Annotated in this window: 3 protein-coding genes; 1 reads left to right on the top strand and 2 read right to left on the bottom strand. The window is 60.0% G+C overall.

Annotation, left to right across the window (positions count from 1 at the left end; all coding sequences use genetic code 11):
- Positions 1-185: 185 nt before the first annotated feature.
- Positions 186-18,113, top strand: a complete 17,928-nt coding sequence (locus AC13Q5_RS23930; RefSeq protein ID WP_488503383.1) for a T1SS-143 repeat domain-containing protein — start codon at positions 186-188, stop codon at positions 18,111-18,113.
- 391 nt (positions 18,114-18,504) lie between these two features.
- Here AC13Q5_RS23930 and AC13Q5_RS23925 read toward each other — a convergent pair whose 3' ends face one another.
- Positions 18,505-20,499 (bottom strand): glycosyltransferase family 2 protein, encoded by a 1,995-nt coding sequence (locus AC13Q5_RS23925; protein WP_488503382.1) that lies wholly within the window; start codon positions 20,497-20,499, stop codon positions 18,505-18,507.
- Positions 20,481-21,713 (bottom strand): HlyD family secretion protein, encoded by a 1,233-nt coding sequence (locus AC13Q5_RS23920; protein WP_488503381.1) that lies wholly within the window; start codon positions 21,711-21,713, stop codon positions 20,481-20,483. Before AC13Q5_RS23920 ends, AC13Q5_RS23925 begins: the two co-directional genes overlap by 19 nt.
- Between the last annotated feature and the right edge of the window lie 58 nt (positions 21,714-21,771).

Genomic DNA, 21,771 nt, shown 5'->3' with positions numbered 1-21,771 from the left:
ACACCGCGGCTGACGCAAAGTCAAGCGGTATACTTAACGAGTTGTTCTTTGGTTAAGTTAACCATCGGTAAAATAATTCTGCGATGCTGCATAACCGGCTATATCGTTGCGGTTAATGAAGTATTGCAATCAACCCGCTCCCGTAATTGATTGCAGCAAATTGAGAGACACCGGGAGTCAGACCCATGGACGACTTGCGCATTTCGACCGTAGACCACGAAGCTGCTTCGCATGATTTTGCATCAAGCGGCCGAGACGAGGGCAATGCAGCCGATATCAGTGCCAATCAACCGCTGCCGTTGTCGCAAAATGCAGATGTCGCAGCCTTCGAAGTAGCGCAAGCCGAAGAGCAACAGGCGAATGGCAAGACGGGGCGTCTTGCTGCGAACGAGCCGCAAAATGCTCCCGCCGCGGCGCCGATCCAGATCGTGCCGGATCAGGGCAATGTCGTCCATCTGCCGCCGAACACCTCGATCGACGACATTCACGTCGAGGGGCGCAACCTTGTTCTCATCCAGGCCGATGGCACCCGCATCGTCATCATCAACGGTGCGCTGCACGTTCCGACCTTCCTGATCGGTGAAGTGACGCTGCCGCAGCAGGCCGTCGTTGCAGCGCTTCAGCAGCAGGGCATCAACGTCGCTGAAGGTCCCGATGGTTCGGTTCACGCCGGCAATAGCACGGACTCCGGCCACCAGTTCACGGACAGCCAGGCCGGGAATGCCCGTACGCCGCTGAATCTGCTAGGTCTCCTCGGTCCCGGCGGCGGATTTGGCAGTGGTAGCGGCGGCAATCTGTCCGGCACTCAGACCCGTGTTCCTTTCATTGACCCGCAGGCGACCGAAACGGCTTCGCTGGTCGAACGCGGCAGCAGCACCGGCGCCTTCCTCACCTCAAGCAGCACCGGTCGTTTCGGCTTCGGCGGCAACAACGCCTCGATCACCACTGTCACGCTGGTCGGCGAAGCAGAAACCACCAGCAGCGGCACACAACAGCTGTCAGGCCTGACCTCCGGCGGTGTTGCGGTTGTTGTCACCCAGAACGGCCAGACCGTCACCGGCACCGCCAATGGCGTTACTGTCTTCACGCTGGTATTCAACGCCTCGACCGGCGCCTACACCTTCACCCAGCTCGCTGCCCTCGATCATCCACGCGGCGCCAACTCGGCCAGCGATGTGCTCGAACTGCAATTTCGATACACGGTCTCCGACACGAGTGGCCACACGGTTTCGGCCGTCGCGAACGTCGACATCGCAGACAGTGTGCCGGTTGCGGCTGTCGGTACGGCTGGTTCGCTCACCGAGGCGGCGCTGGCTTCGGGCAACGCAGCCCTGACCCATGACACCGGCGCCGCGACGGCCACCGGCTCGCTCAATATCTCCTGGGGCGCTGACAGTGCCAATACGGACAAGGGCGGCCTCGGGGATCGCTCGGTCGCCTTTACGAATGCCACCGTTGCGGCGACGGGTGAGGACAATGGCGCGCTGAGCTCGCACGGCCTTGCTGTTCATACGGTGATTTTGGCCGACGGCACTTTGGTCGGCTACACCGGTGAGACTGCTCCTACGGCAACCTCTGCATCCAATGTCGTCTTCTACGCCACGGTCTCTGACACCGACAACGGCCACTATAACTTCACGCTGGTCCAGTCGCTCGACGACGCCAAGGGCTCGGATGCGATCACGCTGACCTTCGGCTACACGGCAACCGATTCCGACGGCGACACGGCCGCGAATACGTTCTCCGTTACCATTGCCGACGACAAGCCTGTCGCAGCAACCGGCGATGCCGGTTCTGTCACCGAAGGTGCTTTGGCGAACGGCAACGAGAACCCTCATGTCGCAACCGATGCCATCACTACCGGCTCGCTCAACATCTCCTGGGGTGCCGACAACGCCAATACGGACAAGGGTGGGGCAGGCGATCGGTCCGTCGCGTTCACCAACGCTACCGTGACGACGCAGGGCCAGGACGGCGAGGCGCTAAGCTCGCACGGCCTTGCTGTTCATACTGTGCTTTTGGCTGACGGCACATTGGTCGGGTACACTGGCGATGCTGCTCCGACGGCAACCTCCGCATCAAACGTTGTCTTCTACGCCACGGTTTCTGACACCGACAATGGCCACTATAACTTCACGCTTGTGCAGTCGCTTGATGACGCCAAGGGCTCCGATGCGATCACGCTGACCTTCGGCTATACGGCAACCGATTCCGACGGCGACACTGCCGCGAACAGCTTCACTATCACCGTTGCCGACGACAAGCCTGTTGCCGCAACCGGCGATGCCGGTTCCGTCACCGAAGGTGCACTGGCAAGCGGCAATGAGAACCCGCATGTTGAAAGCGATGCGAGTGCTACTGGCTCGCTCAACATTTCCTGGGGCGCTGATAACGCCAACACCGACCAGGGCGGCGCCGGCGACCGCTCTGTCGCCTTTACCAATGCTACGGTGACGACGCAGGGTCAGGATGGCGAGGCACTGAGCTCGCACGGTCTGGCCGTTCACACGGTGCTGCTCGCTGACGGCACGCTGGTTGGCTACACCGGGGAGACCGCTCCAACGGCGATCGCAGACGCCAAGGGCGCAGTTGGCTCGAATATCGTCTTCTATGCGACGGTTTCGGATGCCGACAACGGCCACTATAACTTCACCTTGGTTCAGTCACTCGACGACGCCAAGGGCTCGGATGCGATCACGCTAACCTTCGGCTATACGGCAACGGACTCTGACGGCGACACTGCCGCGAATACGTTCTCCGTTACCGTTGCCGACGACAAGCCTGTTGCCGCAACCGGCGATGCAGGCTCGGTCACCGAAAGTGCACTGGCAAGCGGCAATGAAACCCCGCATGTCGAGGGCGATGCGACCGCGACGGGTTCACTGAATATCTCCTGGGGCGCTGATAACGCCAACACCGACCAGGGCGGCGCCGGCGACCGCTCTGTCGCCTTTACCAATGCTACGGTGACGACGCAGGGTCAGGATGGCGAAGCGCTGAGCTCGCACGGCCTTGCCGTTCACACGGTGCTTTTGGCGGACGGCACGCTGGTCGGTTATACCGGCGAGACCGCTCCGACCGCCGCCATGGACGGCAAGGGCGCTGTCGGCCCGAACATCGTCTTCTATGCGACAGTCTCGGACACCGACAATGGCCACTACAACTTCACACTGGTCCAATCGCTCGACGACGCCAAGGGCTCCGATGCGATCACGCTGACCTTCGGCTACACGGCTACCGATTCCGATGGCGATACTGCTACGAACAGCTTCACAGTCACCGTTGCTGACGACAAGCCTGTCGCAGCAATCGGTGATGCCGGCTCGGTCACCGAGGGCGCGCTGATAAACGGCAACGAGACTCCGCATCTCGAAGGCGACGCTTTGGTCACTGGTTCACTCAACATCTCCTGGGGCGCCGACAACGCCAACACCGACAAGGGTGGGGCCGGCGATCGCTCGGTTGCCTTCACGAACGCCACAGTTTCGACGACGGGCCAGGATGGCGAGGCGCTGAGCTCGCACGGCCTTGCTGTTCATACGGTGCTTTTGGCCGACGGCACATTGGTCGGCTACACCGGCGAGACTGCTCCTACGGCAACCTCTGCATCCAATGTCGTCTTCTACGCCACGGTCTCTGACACCGACAACGGCCACTATAACTTCACGCTGGTCCAGTCGCTCGACGACGCCAAGGGCTCGGATGCGATCACGCTGACCTTCGGCTACACGGCAACCGATTCCGACGGCGACACGGCCGCGAATACGTTCTCCGTTACCGTTGCCGACGACAAGCCCGTAGCCTCGACCGGTGATGCGGGCTCCGTTACGGAAGGCGCGCTGGCAAGCGGCAATGAAAATCCTCACGTCGAAAGCGATACGAGTGCTACTGGCTCGCTCAACATCTCCTGGGGTGCTGACAACGCCAACACGGATCAGGGTGGCGCCGGTGACCGCTCGGTCGCCTTTACCAACGCTACGGTGACGACAACAGGTCAAGACGGCGAAGCGCTGAGCTCGCACGGTCTGGCCGTTCACACGGCGCTTTTGGCTGACGGCACGCTGGTTGGGTACACCGGTGAGACTGCTCCCACGGCAACGTCCGCCACCAATGTCGTCTTCTATGCGACGGTCTCCGACACCGACAACGGCCATTATAATTTCACGCTTGTGCAGTCGCTTGATGACGCCAAGGGTTCGGATGCCATCACGCTGACCTTTGGCTACACGGCAACGGACTCTGATGGCGATAGCACTGCGAACAGCTTCACCGTCACCGTTGCGGATGACAAGCCGGTCGCCTCGACCGGCGATGCCGGCTCCGTCACCGAAGGTGCGCTTGCGAATGGCAACGAGACTCCGCATTCCGAAAGCGATGCGTCGGCGACCCGCTCGCTCAACATCTCCTGGGGTGCTGATAACGCCAACACCGACCAAGGTGGGGCTGGCGATCGCACGGTCGCCTTCACCAATGCCACAGTGACGACGGAAGGCCAGGAAGGCGAGGCGCTGAGCTCGCACGGTCTTGCCGTTCACACGGTGCTGCTTGCTGACGGTACGCTGGTCGGCTACACCGGCGACGTCGCTCCAACGGCCGTCGCAGATGCCAAGGGTGCGGTGGGCTCGAACATTGTCTTCTACGCCACGGTCTCGGATACCGACAACGGTCACTATAACTTCATGCTTGTGCAGTCGCTGGACGACGCCAAGGATTCCGATGCCATCAAGCTGACCTTCGGCTACACGGCAACGGACTCTGATGGCGATAGCGCCACGAACAGCTTCACGGTCACCGTTGCTGACGACAAGCCTGTTGCCAGCGACGTCACGGTCGGCACCGGCAACCTATACGACACGACACCTGCAGAGCAGATGCCGCTCCGCCCGCTCGTCGAGCTGAGCGAAGGGCCGACGTCGCCGGAAGGTCCCGCCGACAGCGTCAGCAGTGGATCGGGCAGCCTGTTTACTGCCGGCGCCGATGGCTTCCAGCAGGTCACCTTCACCGATCCGACCGGCCTCAAGGGCATCTACATCGATGCCAATGGTGTCGCTCACAAGGAAGGTCTGTCCTTTAGCACCACGACGGACAATCTGGGCAATACCATCTACTCGGCAACCGGCAAGGAGTCGGGCCAGGTTCTCTTCACGCTGACCGTTGGCGCCGATGGCAGCTATACCTACGTCCAGTCCGGCGCCTTTGCCGATGCCAAGGGCTCCGACAACGAGAACTTCAAGATCGCTTTCGAAGTCACCGACGGCGATAGTGACAAGGCAACGGGTTCGCTGACGCTCAACGTCGCCGATAGCCTTCCGGTCGCCAACAATGTGACGGTCGAGTCGGGCAGTCTGCACGACACCACCTCGACTTCCTCGGCGACGCCTCCCGTCCAGCCGCTTGCCGAACAGTCGAGCGACACCGACAGCGTCAGCGGCGCATCGGGCAGCCTGTTCAACACGGGCGCCGATGGCTTCGCACGACTGACCTTTACCAATCCGACCGGCCTCAAGGCCATCAACATCGATGCAAATGGCGTCGCGCATACGGAAGGGCTGAGCTACAGCACCTCGCGTGACGACTCCGGCGACACGGTCTACACGGCGACGGGCAAGGATTCCGGCCACGTCATCTTCACGCTGACGGTGCATGCCGACGGCAGCTACACCTATGTTCAGTCCGGCGCCTTCGCCGACGCTAAGGGCTCTGACAATGAGAACTTCAAGATCGGCTTCGAAGTCACCGACGGTGACGGCGACAAGTCGACGGGCTCGCTGACGCTCAATGTCGCCGACAGCCTTCCGACCGCAAGCACCGTCACAGCCGAGCATCTCCTCAATGACGATATGTTCACGGGCGGCAACCCCGACAAGACCGATGAATATAACAGCGTCAGCGGCGCATCGGGCAGTCTGTTCGACACGGGCGCGGATGGCTTCAAGAAGGTCGCGATTGCTCATTCGGATCTGCCGACGCTGACCACGATCTACACCGATGCGGATGGCGTTGCGCATCAGGAAGCCGTGAGCTGGAGCAAGGCGCAGGTCGCTGATGGCAGCACCACCTGGGTTGCGAGCAGCGCACATCATGAGACCGTCGCCACCTTGATCATCAATGCCGATGGTTCCTACACGTTTTCGACCGGCGCGCCGCTTGCCCATCCGACCGCGCAAGCCGATGAAGAGACCTTGTCCCTGACCTTCAACTTCACCGTCACCGATGGCGATGGCGACAAGGCAACGGGCTCGCTGACGGTTGGCGTCAAGGATGACGTACCGATCGCTCACACGGTTGACAATACTGCCTCATCGGTCAACGACGATGCGCAGACTGGTGGCAACCTGGACGGCAACGGCGCCGACACGAACAGCGTCTCGGGCGCTGCCGGCGCCCTGTTCAGCGCTGGTGCCGATGGTTTTGCGAGTGTCTCGATCGACCAGTCCAGCCTGCCGGCCTTGAAGACGATCTATGTCGATGCCAATGGTTTCGCGCAGCAGGAAGACGTGACCTGGGGCAAGCCGACGGTTTCCGGCGGTGCGACGACCTGGGTTGCCTACAGCGCCAATCACGAGACCGTCGCTACGCTGACCATCAATGCAGACGGCTCCTATAGCTTCAGCACCAGTGCGCCGCTCGTCCATCCGACCTCCGGCACGACGGAAGAAAGCTTACCGCTGACCTTCACCTTCACGGTGACGGACGGCGACAACGACACGTCGACCGGCTCGCTGACTTTGCATGTTACGGACGATGTGCCGCTGGCAAACACCGTCACCGTCACCAGCGTGACGTTGAACGATGACGCCCTGAAGGGCGGAAACCCGGACACGGTCGGTGTCGCCGATACCGATACGGTCAGCGGCGCAAGCGGCACGCTCTTTACGGGCGGCGCGGACGGCGTTCATCAGGTAACGCTCGGAGCGACCACGGATTTCAGCGCCATCTATACCGGCAAGGACGGCTTTGCCCATGTCGAGTCGGTCGTTTGGGGCAGCCCGACGACGGCGGCGGGCGGCGAGACGATCTGGATCGCAACGGGCAAGGACAGCGGCCAGACGGTCGCGACGCTGACGATCGGCGCTGACGGTTCCTACAGCTTCACGCTGAGTGCGCCGGTCGCTCACGGCGCCAGCCAGACTGCGGAAAATACCCAGGATCTGACCTTCAACTTCACTGTTACCGATGGCGACAGCGATACGGCCAGCGGCGCGCTCACGGTCACCGTCAAGGACGACGCACCGATCGCCTATAAGGTTGATGCCACCTCGACGCCGCTTAACGACGACGCACAGGCACATGGCAACCTCGACGGCGGCACCGCGGACGTCAACACGATCAACGGCAATGCGGGAGCCCTGTTCTCCGCTGGCGCCGATGGCGTCAAGAGCGTGTCGATGGACAGCCTCCCGACGCTGAAGGCGATCTACCTCGACAGCCACGGCATCGGTCATCAGGAGGGCGTCACCTGGACGTCGTCTGCGGCGAATGGTGTGACGACCTGGACGGCAACTGGCGCCTCCAGCCATGCCACCGTCGCAGTTCTGACGATCAATTCGGACGGTTCTTACAGCTTCACCGCGGATGCGCCGCTTGTCCATTCGACCTCGTCGACCACCGAAGACAGCCTGACGCTGAATTTCGGCTTCACGGTCACGGATGGCGACGGCGATGCGGCGAAGGGTTCGCTGGCGATCGCGATCACTGACGATGTCCCGGTTGCTTCCGGCACGACCGTTGCGGTCAGGGCCGACGAAGGCGATATCTACAACGCCCTGTCGCAGGGCAACAGCCCGCTCGACGGCACGCATGACGGATCGTCCTCGCAGCCTGCTCTGATTGGTTTCGGCTTTGCCGCCACCGTATCCGGCTCCGTTGCGTCCACCGTCTCCTTCGGCGCCGACGGCGCAGCTGCCGGCGGCGGCTTCAGCTTCACCTCCAATGCGACATCGACGCTTGCCGCGCTGCATCTGACTTCGGGTGGCGAAGCGCTCTCCTATGCCGTCGTCAACAATGTGATCATCGGCTATGTCGATAACGATCACCATAGCGGCTTCAATCCGCTTTTCGACCGGCCCGTCCTGTCCCTGACGCTGTCAGGCGACGGCAGCTTCACCTTCCAGCAGTACGACCAGCTCGACAATGTCGCCGGCCCCGGCAACGACCTGCGCTCCGGCAATGGTTCGATCTCGGCCATCGATTTCGGCTCCGTCATCCAGGCGACCGATGGTGATGGCGACAGCGTGACGCTAAAGGGTGCCCTGAACGTCACGATCGTTGACGACGTACCGAAGGTAAGTCTTGCCCTGACGGGCTCGATCACGATCGACGAGAGCGGCCGAGGCGATGACGACGTCAGCGCCGGCAATTCGATCAGAGGCCTGTTTGCCGGCATCACCGGCGGCAACGATCCTCACATGTCGACGGTCTACGCACAGCATGGCGTCGTCTCTCCGTCGGTCTCGATGGGCGCCGACGATGCAGCCGGCGCGACAAGCAGCCTGACGCTCCATATCGACAATGCCGACTCCGGCCTGACGACGACGGCAGGTCAGACGATCACGCTCTCTCAGCTCGCCGACGGCACGGTTGTCGGCAAGATCGCGGACGGAGAGATCGCCTTTGCGATCCGCATCGATGACAGTGGCAAGGTCAGCATCGCCCAGTACATGGCGCTTGCCAACCCGAACACGTCGAAGTCGGACGGCGATACGGTCGATCTCACCGGCAAGCTTTCGGCAGTGCTGAGCGCGACCGATAGCGACGGCGACACCGTCAGCAAGTCCGTTTCGATCGGCAGCAGCATTCGCTTCGATGATGACGGCCCGTCGATCGGTAACGCCGTCTCGACGAAGACACTTGCCGAGCATAGCCTTGTCACGAATTCGGGCACGATCTCGCCTTCCGGCGTCAGCACCGGCGCGGTTGCGCTCAATTTCGCCTTCGGTGCCGATGGTCCGGCCGCTCATGCCGTTACCTTTGTCGCCCGTTCGAACGGCAGCTATTTCACCGCGAGCTACGGCAACAATCAGAGCCTCGATGCGACCAAGCTCAGCTCCGGCGGCCATGCGCTGTCCTATGCGGTCAGCAGCGACGGCATGACGCTGATCGCCTACACCGGCGGCAATGCCGCCGATCAGTCGAGCTGGGTCTTCAAGGTCGACCTGTCTCAGGATAGTGCTCACGCCAGCGGCGCCTACAACTTTACGCTCTACAAGGCGCTCGACGACGTCAACGGCCAAGCCAACCTTTCGGATATCAAGCTGACCTTCCAGGTTGCCGGCCATGACGGCGACGGCGACACCACGACCGGCACGCAGAGCTTCTCGGTCGATGTCACCGACGACAGCCCGTCCATCTCGTCCTTCGTGGTCGACAAGAGCCAGGCGATCACCGTGGACGAACACGGCCTGACGCCGTCCTCCCCGGTCAGCGCCACGACCGGAACGCATTCGATCGTCTCAGCGGTCGTCAATGCCGGCGCCGATGGCCTTGCCTCGCAGGTCTATTCTCTGCAGGTCGGCAACAATGGGAATTCCGGCCTCTCGACCATCGACAATCATGCGATCACGCTGCAGCAGCAGTCGGCAGGGATGGTCAACGGCGTCTACACCGGCTCCGACGGCAAGACGCACATTGCCTTTACGATCTCCATCGACTCCGGCAGCGGCGCGCTCAGCGTCACGGAAAACGTGGCATTGAAGGACATCGTCAACAACAACCCGGTCGACCACCTGAACCTTGCCACCGGCTCCCTGAGCGCAGTGGTGACGGTGACCGACGGCGACGGTGATACGGCAAGCAAGTCTGCCGACCTGTCCGGCGTCATCACCTTCAAGGATGATGTTCCGACCATTGGCAGCGTGACCCTCGGCGGCGTGGGTGAAAACGGCCTGGCAACGACGCATCCGACTGCCACGGGCTCGCTGGCGATCAGCTTCGGCGCCGATGGCGCCAAGAGCGTCGCCTTCAGCAACGCATCCGCGGCAAGCAACGTGACAGGCCCGAGCGGTCTGTCGTCGAACGGCAAGCCGCTGGCCTATGCCTTCATCGGCAGCCTGCTGGTGGCCTATACGGGATCTCTGCCGATAGCGGCGGATGCGGCCAATGTGGTCTTCACCGTGGCGCTCGCACTCTCCGGCTCCTATACGTTCACGCTCCTCCAGCCGCTCGATCATTCCGACGCCATCGCTTCCAATGGCAGCCATGCGATCGATCTGACCTTCGGCTACACGGCCACGGACGGCGACAATGATACGGCAAGCGGTAGCTTCACGGTCGAAGTGAACGCAGCCGGCACGGTAACCGCTCAGACGATCGACTACTCGGCCATCTCCACCGGCGTTACCGTCAACCTCTCCGACGTCAGCCAGACCGTCGGCTCGCAGACGATCGTCGCCAACACGGCAACGGATGCCGGCGCGGTCCATGTTGTCGGCAGGGACAATGTAGCCGGTATGACGCATGTCGTCGGCACCAGCGGCGACGACACGCTAATTGGCGGTGCCGGCGATACGCTGACGGGCGGCGCGGGTAACGACACCTTCGTGGCCGCCAGCGGAACGGTCACCGTCACCGACCTCCACGACAAGGACATCGTCAAGGTTCTGAACGGCGCGACCGCAGCGATCACCGCCACCGGCGACTGGACCGCAACGAGCGACACGGTCAACAGCGGGACGGCAACGATCTATGCCAACGGCCATAACATCGACCTGTCGGCGGCGGGCGGCAATGGCTGGACACTGACCAATGCCGGCAATGCGACCGGCGTAACCCTGGTCGGTTCGAACCACGGCGACACCATCATCGGCGGTTCCGGCGACGATATCATCAGGGCCGGCACGGGCTCTGACACCATCGATGCCGGCGCCGGCAACGACAAGATCTATATGTCCGCCGATATTGCCGATGCCGCGGCCTATGGTCCGCGCAGCTTCGACATCGGTGCTGGCATTAAGATCGATGTCGCGCTCGACCACATGTCCGGCACCGGCGACAGCGTCAACGGCGGTGCAGGCGACGATACGCTCTATCTGCAGGGTTCCGGCTCTAACGGCTATGTCCTCGACTACCGCTCAACCTCGGGCCTGCAACTCCAGGGCGTCGAACACATCGTTGGCACCGACAGCAACGACCTGATCGCAGTCTCCAAGACCTACACGAGCGATGCAGCGGGCGGGGGCGTTACCATCGACGGCGGCGCGGGCGACGACGTCATCTTCGGCGGTGCCGGCAACGACACGCTGATCGGTGGCACCGGCAACGACACCATCGTCGCCGGTACGGGCAACGACACGATCCTCGGCGGCACCGGCAGCGACAAGATCTACTACATCGTCGGCTCCGGCAATGACCGCATCGATGGCGGTGCGACCCTGGTGAACGGGAAGGAAACCGACACCGACGAACTGCACATCGTGAGCGATGGCAACAGTCACACCTACACGATCGGCGAGATTGCCCTTGGCGATGCCGGCAACATTGCGTCGGCTGACGACCATGCCGATCTGACCATCGGCATCAGTGGCGGCGGCAGCGTCCGTGCGGACGGCATCGAGGACCTTTACCTCGATCTCGGCGGCAGCGCCGGCAACACGATCGTCTTCGGCAATGTCAGCGATACCGCGCTGGCACCCGACACGATCGTCGTCAACAGCGGCAGCGGCAACGATACGTTCGACATGACCGGCCTCACCGGCAATGTCCACATCGTCATCAACGACAGCGATCCCGTTGCAACCGCAGGCAGCGACACCGACACGCTGAAGCTTGCCGGCAAATGGGCCGACTGGACAGTCACTCACGACGGTGCCGACAACGGCACCGGCAGCTACACGCTGACGAACGGCACCGAGACGATCACCGTCACCAATGTCGAGCAGTTCACCTTCATGGGCGAAAACGGCGGTGCCGGCGGCACGCTGTCGCTTAGCCAGCTGATGAACGTCGCGCCCGTGGCAAACAACTTCACCGCCTTGAGCCCGGTAACCGAAGACAGCTCCACCGAGAGTGTCGAAGGTTTCATTCTGCACGGCAACCATGCAACGGATGCGAACACCAACAAGTTTGATACGCTGACGGTCGTCGGCATCAGCGCGGGAACCACGCCGTCTGCTGTTGCCAATGTGACGGGCTCCAACGGAACCGTCGTCGACGGCACCTATGGCAAGCTGACCATCTACGCCGACGGCACCTACAGCTACGCGCTGGATGACACGAAGGATGCGACCAACTCCCTCAGCCAGGGCGAACAGGTCAAGGAGGTCTTCGACTATACGGTTCAGGACGCTCATGGCGCCCAAAGCTCCGCGACGCTCACGATCAATGTCATCGGCACAAACGATGCGCCGATCGCCGTTGCCGAGACGGCTTCGGTGACCGAGGACACAGCAGTCACGGCGACCGGCAGCCTTCTTGCGGGAGCCAGCGACGTCGATCACCTGGATATCCTCTCGGTCGCCAAGGTCGGTGACGTCAGCGACGGCCATGCGGGCGTCGCCGGCACCTACGGCACGCTGACCTGGGATAGCACCACCGGTGCATACACCTATGTCCTGAACAATGCCGATCCGGCCGTGCAGCATCTCATTCCGAACGAGACGCTGACCGACAAGTTCACCTTCACGATTACCGACAATCACGGCGGCACCAGCACGCAGACGCTGACGGTGACGATCAACGGTTCCGACGACTTCCCGGTCATCATCGGCGCGCAGGACGCAGCTGGTCATGCCGTTGCCTCGAACCTTCTGGTCGACGGCGATTTCGCCCATGCAACGGCATCCGCCTGGACGAATGGCGGCGGCTTCACCTGGGCGACGGAAGGCACCGGCTGGACGATTTCCGGCACCGAGCCCGGCCAGACCGGCGTCCGCCTGGAAGAAATTGCCAGCGGTTATGAGAATGTCACTTCGTCTAATGGCGCGCCGATGGTCGATCTCGGCGCTACTCCGGGCAATATCGCGATTTCGCAGACCGTTCACGGTCTGACCGATGGCGCAAGCTATGTTCTAAGCTTCGAGTATGGCACGCCGGCCAACGGCACCGCAGCAGTCCAGGTCTGGTGGAATGGAGAGCTGGTCGATACGCTGAACCCGACGCCTGGCGCCGGGCCTCTGTCGACCATCACCCTGCCGCTGACGGCACATGGCACCGACAACACGATCTCCTTCGTCGAAGTCGGCACTGCCAGCGACAACATCGGCACCTATCTCGCTAATGTCTCGCTGACCGCCGCATCGGCAACGTCTCTGCCTGTTATCGCCGATGCGATGAACGAGAACGATACCCATAGCTTCACCTTCGGCTCGGCCCAGTTCAACTACGGCGCCGACGGTCAAGGCACCACGGGTGCGCTCACCTTCGACACCACGCATGCCGTGGTCTCCGGCCCACAGGGTATTGCCCTCGGCATGCCGCAGCTGAGCTTCGATGGCTCGACCATCACGGTAAGCCCGGGCACGGCCTTTGACGCGCTCGGCGCTGGCGAGATCGCCAAGATCAGCATTCCCTTCGAAGTGACGGACCGCAACGGCAGCGTCACCTCCGGGGTTTACGAGCTGACGGTTACCGGTACCAACGATGCCCCCGTTATCCTGGCATCGAGCCAGACGACCGGTTCGGTCGTCGAGCAGGGCCTGGATGCGACCGGCCCCGCGGTTGGGACATCGTCCGTTTCGGGCGTCATGGCAAGCAGCGATGTCGACCATGGCGATACCGCGACCTGGTCGATCGTTTCGGGCCAGACGACCGTGTCGTCGATGCAGGGCACCTACGGCACGCTGCAGATGGATGCGAGCACCGGCAAGTGGACCTACACGATCAACGAAACGGCGGCCAACTCGCTGCAGCTTGGCGATCAGAAGATCGACAGCTTCACGGTCGGAGTCGCGGACGGCCATGGCGGTGTTGCGACGCAGCAGGTCAATATCACCGTCCTCGGCTCAAACGATGCTCCGGTGATCAGCGGTGCGGCGACCGGTTCGGTCTCGGAAGCCGGCGTCAATGTTGACGTGAGTGCGGGCACGGCTTCGGGCTCTCTGACGGCGAATGACGTCGACGATACGTCCTTAACTTGGTCGGTTGTCGATCCGAAGAACAGCGCCAACAGCGCCGGTTCCGAGGTTGGTACTTATGGCACGCTGAGCGTCGATCAGACCGGCAAGTGGACCTATGTCCTGGATCAGTCGAAGGCCGATCCGCTGACGGCTTCGGATCATAAGCATGACGTCTTTACGGTCCAGGTAAGCGATGGCCATGGCGGCGTCACGACTCAGACGGTCGATGTGACAATCAACGGCACCAACGATGCGCCGACATTTACCGGCGATACCGGAGGCATTCTGGAGGGCAGCACGACCCCGATCAGCGGCGCGATCACTGTCTCTGACGTCGATGCAAACCAAAGCGCCTTCACGACCGCGTCTTCAAACTCGATCGCGGGCGCGCATGGGACATTCACCTTCACCAATGATGGTTCCGCGACTGGAACTTGGACCTATGCGCTGAACAACAATGACACGGCGGTTCAAGCGCTGACGGCTGGCGCCAAGCTCACTGATACTTTGGCCGTGACCTCGGCCGACGGAACGCCGCACAACGTCACCGTCACGATTACGGGCGTCGATAACCCGCCGGTGTTTGGCACGGGAACGACGACTGGGTCGGTGACGGAGGATGCGTCGTACAGCGTGGGTTCGGAGCTGATAACGAATGGTGATTTCCAGAATTATTACTTCTCCGGAAATCACAGCTATCCAACCAACTGGTCACTCACCGGGTCAGTCTACGATGTGAATGGCGGCCGGCTTGATTCCACGTCAGCAATGCTTGTCTCAAATACCAGTTCCATCAACTCGCTTTCGCAGACAATATCGACGGTTGTTGGGCAGACATATCAGCTCAGCTTCTACATGCAGGATTTTGCCACTAGCCTACCCGGCGGGGCAGCGGCAATTTTCGATGTCACGACAGGATCTCAAACGCAGGCCATCAGCTATACGTACTCTAACTCCAGCAATAGTCCCTACGTACTCTATACGATCAACTTCGTTGCAACGAACTCGAGCACCTTGATTAAATTCTGGTCTCCGTATCAGCCGTTCGGCTCGTTCAACATCGACGATGTCTCGGTAAAGGCGGTTTCCGGAACACCAGGTATTGAGACGACGACGGGGTCGATCGCATTCACGGATACGCATGCATCTTATACCCATACGGTTAGCTATGCGACACCTGCTGGCAGTAGCTACTACGGTACGTTTGCCGCTAGCGTCGACAACACGAATAACAAGGTTAACTGGACGTTCAGTGTCAACGATAGTGCGATCCAATCACTGGGCGCCAATGATCATATCAATCAGACTTATACTCTAACACTCAGTGATGGTCACGGCGGAACGGTCACCAAGGATGTCGTCGTGACGGTGAATGGAACAAATGATGCGCCGACACTGAGCAATGTTGCCGCGACAGCCTCCTATAATGCAGGAAATGCCGCGATAGTGCTGTCAAGCACGACGACCACAAATGACGTCGACAATACGACACTGGCATCGGCCAAGGTTTCCGTATCTGGTGGCTTTATCAGCGGTGACACACTGACAGCAACCGTAGCGGGAACATCGATTACTGCAAGCTACAATGCTGTAACCGGTGTACTGACGTTGACGGGCAACGACACACTGGCGCATTACCAAGCAGTCTTGGACAGCGTGATGTTCTCATCTACGAGTTCTAGCACGGCCACCAGGACGATCAGCTGGTCTGTCAATGATGGAACAATCGATAGTAGTGTAAGTACGACGACGATCACCGTTGCTCCACATGTAAATGTGGCGCCGGTGTTGGATCTGGATACCGCAGCGAGCGGAAGCGATGAACTGTTGACTTACACAAGGCAGACCACCGTTAATCTGGCGCCGCGTGCTCTTGTCACGGACTCCGACTCGTCCAATTTTAATGGTGGAACTCTCACCGTTACTGCGCCGGATGCTTCGGACAAATTGAGCATTCCGAATCAAGGTCAGATCAGTGTGATTGGAAGCAATATATATTACGGCGGGACGAAAATCGGCACCTACACGTTAAGCAATGGTAACTCGACGCTGACGATTGCATTCACCTCGAATAGCGCTACACCCACTGCGATAACGGCACTGCTAAAAGACATTCAATACAAATCGACCGCGAATTCGGTAGATAGCAGGACTGTCAATTTCACCATCACTGACGGGGATGGTGGATCAGCTTCCGCGAACGTCACGCTGCAGCCCCCAGGTATGCCTGCCGGCACCTCCGGCGAGGCCATCAACCTAGCGCTTGCAGATCCGTCGCACCACGTCGGCGTGGTCACGGTGAACGTCGCCGGCCTTCCGGCAGGCTGGGTGCTCAGCGAAGGCACACACAACGCCGACGGCACCTGGACCGTGGTGACGAACAATCCGTCCTCGCTGACGGTGACTTCGCCCGATGGCGTAACCGGTGCGGTGGTTCTCCAGGTCACCGAGACCTGGACCAATGCCGACGGCTCGACGGGAATGGCCACGGTGGCCGACAACGTCGAAGCCTATGCCAAGGGTTCGCCGATCTTTGCCTGGTCGGGCGATGACACGCTGACCGCATCGAGCGGCAACGACACGCTTGTCTTTGCAAACACCATCGGCAAAGATGTCGTGCACAACTTCGATGTGGCGCATGACAAGATCGACCTTATCGGCTTTGCGGGCTTCAACAGTTTCGCCGATGTTCTGGCTCATCTGTCCAGTGACGCCGCCGGCAATGCCGTCATCACGCTCGGCAATGGCGAGACCATCACCTTGGCAGGTGTCAGCGCCGCGGCGCTGACCGCAGACGACTTCGTCTTCAACGAAGCGGTTGTAACGCACAATACCGGAGACATGGTGGTTGCCGACGGTGCGCTGATGCCATTCAGCGGTACGCTCGACAACACCGGCAGCATCCATATCTCTTCGGCTGGCAGCGAGACGGACTTCGAAATCGTCCAGCAAGGTCTCACGCTGACCGGTGGCGGCACGGTGACGCTGTCCGATAACGCATCCAATGTCATTTTCGGCAGCAGCGACCACGTTACGCTGACGAATGTCGACAACACCATCTCCGGCGCCGGCCAGATCGGCGACGGCCACCTGACGCTGGTCAATGCGGGCACGATCATTGCCGACGGCAGCCACGCGCTCGTCATCGACACCGGCGTCAATGCGGTGAGCAACACCGGCACGCTGGAGGCGACCGGGACGGGTGGTCTCCATATCCATAGCGATGTCGTCAATAACGGCCTGCTCTGGGCGAACGGCGGCGACGTCAATCTCGATGGCAATGTCAGCGGCACCGGCACCGTGCTCTTGTCCGGCCACGCCAACCTTGAAATCGGCGGCTCGTTCAACGAGGCGATCACGCTTGGCAAGGACGCCCAGGCCACGATCACCATCGACCACGCCGCCGCCTTCAGCGGCACGATCGCCGGCCTCGACGGCAACGACGCCTTGCGGTTCGGCGACATCTCGGCCGCGACCGCCAGCTTCTCCTATGCGGAGAACGCGGCGAAGACCGGCGGCGTGCTGACCGTCACCGATGGCACCCATACCGCCTCGGTCGGTCTTACGGGCGAGTATTCGGCCAGTGACTTCTCGCTGGGTCACGACGGTGCGTCTGCCGAGATCGACTTCAGTGGGATCGGCCACCTTTATGGGACAGACGGCAACGACACGCTGACGAGTGGCGGCGGTTATACAATGACCGGCGGCGCTGGTGCGGATACCTTCGTTCTCGATGCCAAGGCCCTGCACAACCTCAACATGGCCGACGTCATCACCGACTTCAGCCCGAAGGGAGAGGGCGACAAGCTGGATGTCTCGAACTTGCTCAACGCACTGGTTGGCGAACATCCGGGCATGACGGCGGCAAGCGCTGTCGCGTCGATGACGGCCGAGGTCGATACCGTAGCCAATTCGACGAAGATCAGCGTCAATACCGGTTCGGAAACCCATGTTGTCGCCACGTTGCAGAACTACACGCCGACAGGTCACGACGCCGTGCATGTGCTGTTCAATAACCACGATGAGCAGCTGGCAACCCATACGCAGACCGCTGGCGCCTGACGGCTTTCTGTCCGAACCCAAATCTCGAAGCGGCGCTTCCTGAAGGCGCCGCTTTTCATTGAAGTCGACGTTGCAGCGATGATCCGGCAACGGGTCGATCGGGAAGCATGCCTGATCGCGGCGTTCGTCAGATTGGCTTTCAGGCGGCTATTTTACCGAGTCGTGTGACTGTCCGGGTTTCTATGATTCAGGCAATTGCTCCGATGAACTATTCATCAGTTCGACGGTAAAGCCACACGAGAATGCTTGGAAACACCAATTTCAATCGGCGTCGGTAAAGTTAATCGAACGCTTATCGAGGGCACGAAGGAACTGATCGACGTGCTGCAGCCCGATTTCATAAAGGATCCGTTTGAACCATCGGCCAGGGCCGACTGGATGCCGATATCGACTAGAATGTCCGTGTTCGACCAAAGGAGCGTAGCAACAGATTGACCGATACGGCGACCTTGTCGATGTCGTGAATGTCCTGCGAATATTCTCCAGTATAGAGCTTTACGATCATTTCGTCCCGAATGGTACCGTCGAGGCCAAAATGAAGATGGAGATAGTAGGCTTGCTTGTCTCCGCCCCGGCTAATGCTTCCGCGCCGCTGTGTGACCTGCTTCAGTTCAGCGTCGAAAGGCGCAAAGCCTTCAAGGTGCAGGGAGACCAATTTTGATTCGAAGCGTGCGTCGAAAGGGACTGCGACAACCGCCTTATCAAGAGCCAGACTGACAAGCCGGCCAGGAATATCGTCTACCACGGCCGGCTCATCCATCTTGAAGGCGTGAAACAATCGTTGGGGTTTCTCAAAGCAAATCAGAGAGGCGATGACCAAAACGAGAATGTTGATGCCCGCCCAAAAAGCTGCGATTGGCGAAAATTGCGCCTGAATCTGCGTGGTCTCGGGGACAATATCGATGAGCAGCCCGAGGGCCGTGATCGTGATCAAGGTTGCGATCCAGGCAAATGTATATTTGTCGAATTGGTTGGCCTGATTGCCGCTACCCTTCGGCGTCACCCTGAAGGGCTTGCCGAATGGTCTAATCAGACTCGACACGACGGTCGGCAGCATTCGGAAAGTGGCGAAGGTTCCAACGGCGCTCGAGATTATCGGCAAATATCGTGTTGGCGTTATCCAAAGCATCAGAAGGAAATAGGCCGTCAACAGCGGAACCTGGTATGATACGTAGTCAGCAATATCCGTGAAATAAAGTGGTAGCAGTCCGAACCATAGATAGGCGATCGGGATGACCAGGATCATCACGCGAACTAGATACTGGACTATCCATGAAGCCGGCAGGAACATGATCCGCTGAAACACGGACAGTCCTGGGCCGCGCAACGGGCCGTTATGCAAGTAGAGCGTCTGAATGCCACCCTGACACCATCGTTCGCGTTGCACAAAATAGCCGGTCAGGTTTTCCGCAGCGAGCCCCATCGACAGGCGTTCGTTCAAATAGCGCGTCTTATAGCCTTTGTTGAGCATGGAAAGTGTGGTGAGCAGATCCTCTGTGATGGACTCTGTCGGAAAGCCGCCGATCGCGTCGATTGCCGTCCGCCGGGCGATCGAACATGAACCGCAGCAGAAACTGACGTCCCACCCATCGCGGCTGGGCGCGATTTCGTCGAAAAACAGGCGCTGCTCGTCCGGCCATATGTTCTCAAGGCCCAGATTCGTCTGGACGGGATCGGCATTGAAAAAGTGCTGGGGCGTCTGGACGATGCCGATGCTTTCGTCGGAAAAGAAAGGCAATGTTCGGCTAAGAAAGTGCTTATAGGGCACGAAATCGGCATCAAATACAGCCACGAATTCGCCCGAGCTGACTTGCAGGCCATTATTCATGTTGCCGGCTTTGGCGTGAGCATTGTTGCTGCGCGTGACATGAATGGCATTTTTCTGTTCGCAAAAGGTTTTGTGCCAATCACGACGCTGGTCGTCGAGCACGTAGACTTTGAGTTTGTCGGCTGGGTAATCGAGCGACAATGCGCCGACGATTGTTCGTTCCAATACGTCGAGGGGCTCATTGTAAGTAGGTATGAAGACGTCCACTGTCGGCAGCTCGTACTCGTCACGCGAAAAAAAGATGCTTCCAAGCTCGTCGGTTTCGGCGCTTCGATTGACGTAGCGGCTCATAAGCACGAGAAAAAGTATGACGTCGATGAAGGCCAATATCTCGACGATAAAAACGAGCCAGACCCAATAGAAATTTGCTCCGCCATACGGATAGGGAAGAACGGTTTGAGTGAACCGCCAAAGCATGTAGCGCAATGCGACGACCGCGACGAACCCGCAGGTGGCTGTCCTCGTCCAACTATGATGGCGCGACCAATTGAATGGTCCCAGGAGAAAGAAGGCCATCACGAGAAAAGTCGGAGCGAGCGCTAGAAGATACTGAACCACAGGTTCTTGACCCAATTCGAAAAGCCGAATCCATGCCTTGGAAAGCGGACCTGGACCGAACGTCCCACTTGGCAGAAATTTTCGAAGTCACTATTCATGAAGGAAGGTTCGAGACGAACCCTGATGCGGGCATTGCGTTGTGATGTAATCGGCAGACTGGCCGCAAATGAATCGGTTTCTGTGGCCGCCGAGCTGCCCTTTACCGAAACGACCGAACCTTTGAAAACATCGCTGCGGCCAAGCAGCCGAACCTGCGCGGCCAGTCCGGGATAGATTTCGTCATAATCAACTTCGGGAACAAGGATGTCGACGAACAGCTCCCGGCAGTCCAGAATTCGCATGAGCTCATTGTTAAGCACAACATTGGAGCCGTTCACGATGTTTCTGCTCCAAACAACGCCGTCGAATGGCGCTACCGCAGTTGCGGATTCGAGGCTGCTAACGCGGATACCTTCTTCTGTGAGCTGCTTTTCGGTCTCTGCCGCCTGTGTTTCGTTCTCGGCGATGCGTGTGTTCAGATCGCTGATGTGAACGATAACCTCGTCCTGGCGCTGGCGAGAATAGGGCACGTCATTTTGACCGTCTCCGAAGACGAAAATCCCCTGACGGACGGCATTCAACCGTTGTTGCAACTGATCGACGGTCAGATTGCTCACCTCGACCTCTCCACCGGTTGCCGCACCAGCGGCGCGTGCGGCGTCGACCATCCTTTGTGTGAGAATGCCCTTAGCTTCAAGTTCTTTCCGGCGGTCGAGATCCACCTGTGCGGCTAGATCCTGAGCCTGTGAAACTTCTACTTTCTTTTGGAGGATCTCGACTTCCCGCTCAAGATTCGAAATTGTCGCCTGCTTGAAGATTTCCAATCGATTGCCCAGTTGCTCACGCAGCTGCGAAAGATCATCACGTTCCTTCTTCAGGGCGATAACACGATCATGGGCGGTATTGCGTGCAGCCTCGAGTGAAGCCAGGACCGCACGATTCACGCGTGGATTGCTGATTTCTGCAAGATTTTCGTCGGCTTTGACAGGAGTGCCCACCTTTGCCGGCTCACCTGAAATCACGCCATCGATGGGAGCATTGACGAGTGCCAGGCGGGCGTTGACGGTGCCATCCCGGCTTGTATAGCCTGTTATTGCCGGCAAGGAGACCACGATTGCGAGCGCCAGCAGCAGCAGGCCGACAGTGATACGGGTAATGCGATGATTCCAAATCATGTCAGCTTAAAAGGCCATCGGATTAGCGGTGATCGGGCACCGACCTTGCTGTCGGCAA

This window comes from Martinezella sp. CNPSo 3964, assembly GCF_057784375.1.
This window is presented reverse-complemented; position numbering and strand designations above follow the sequence as displayed.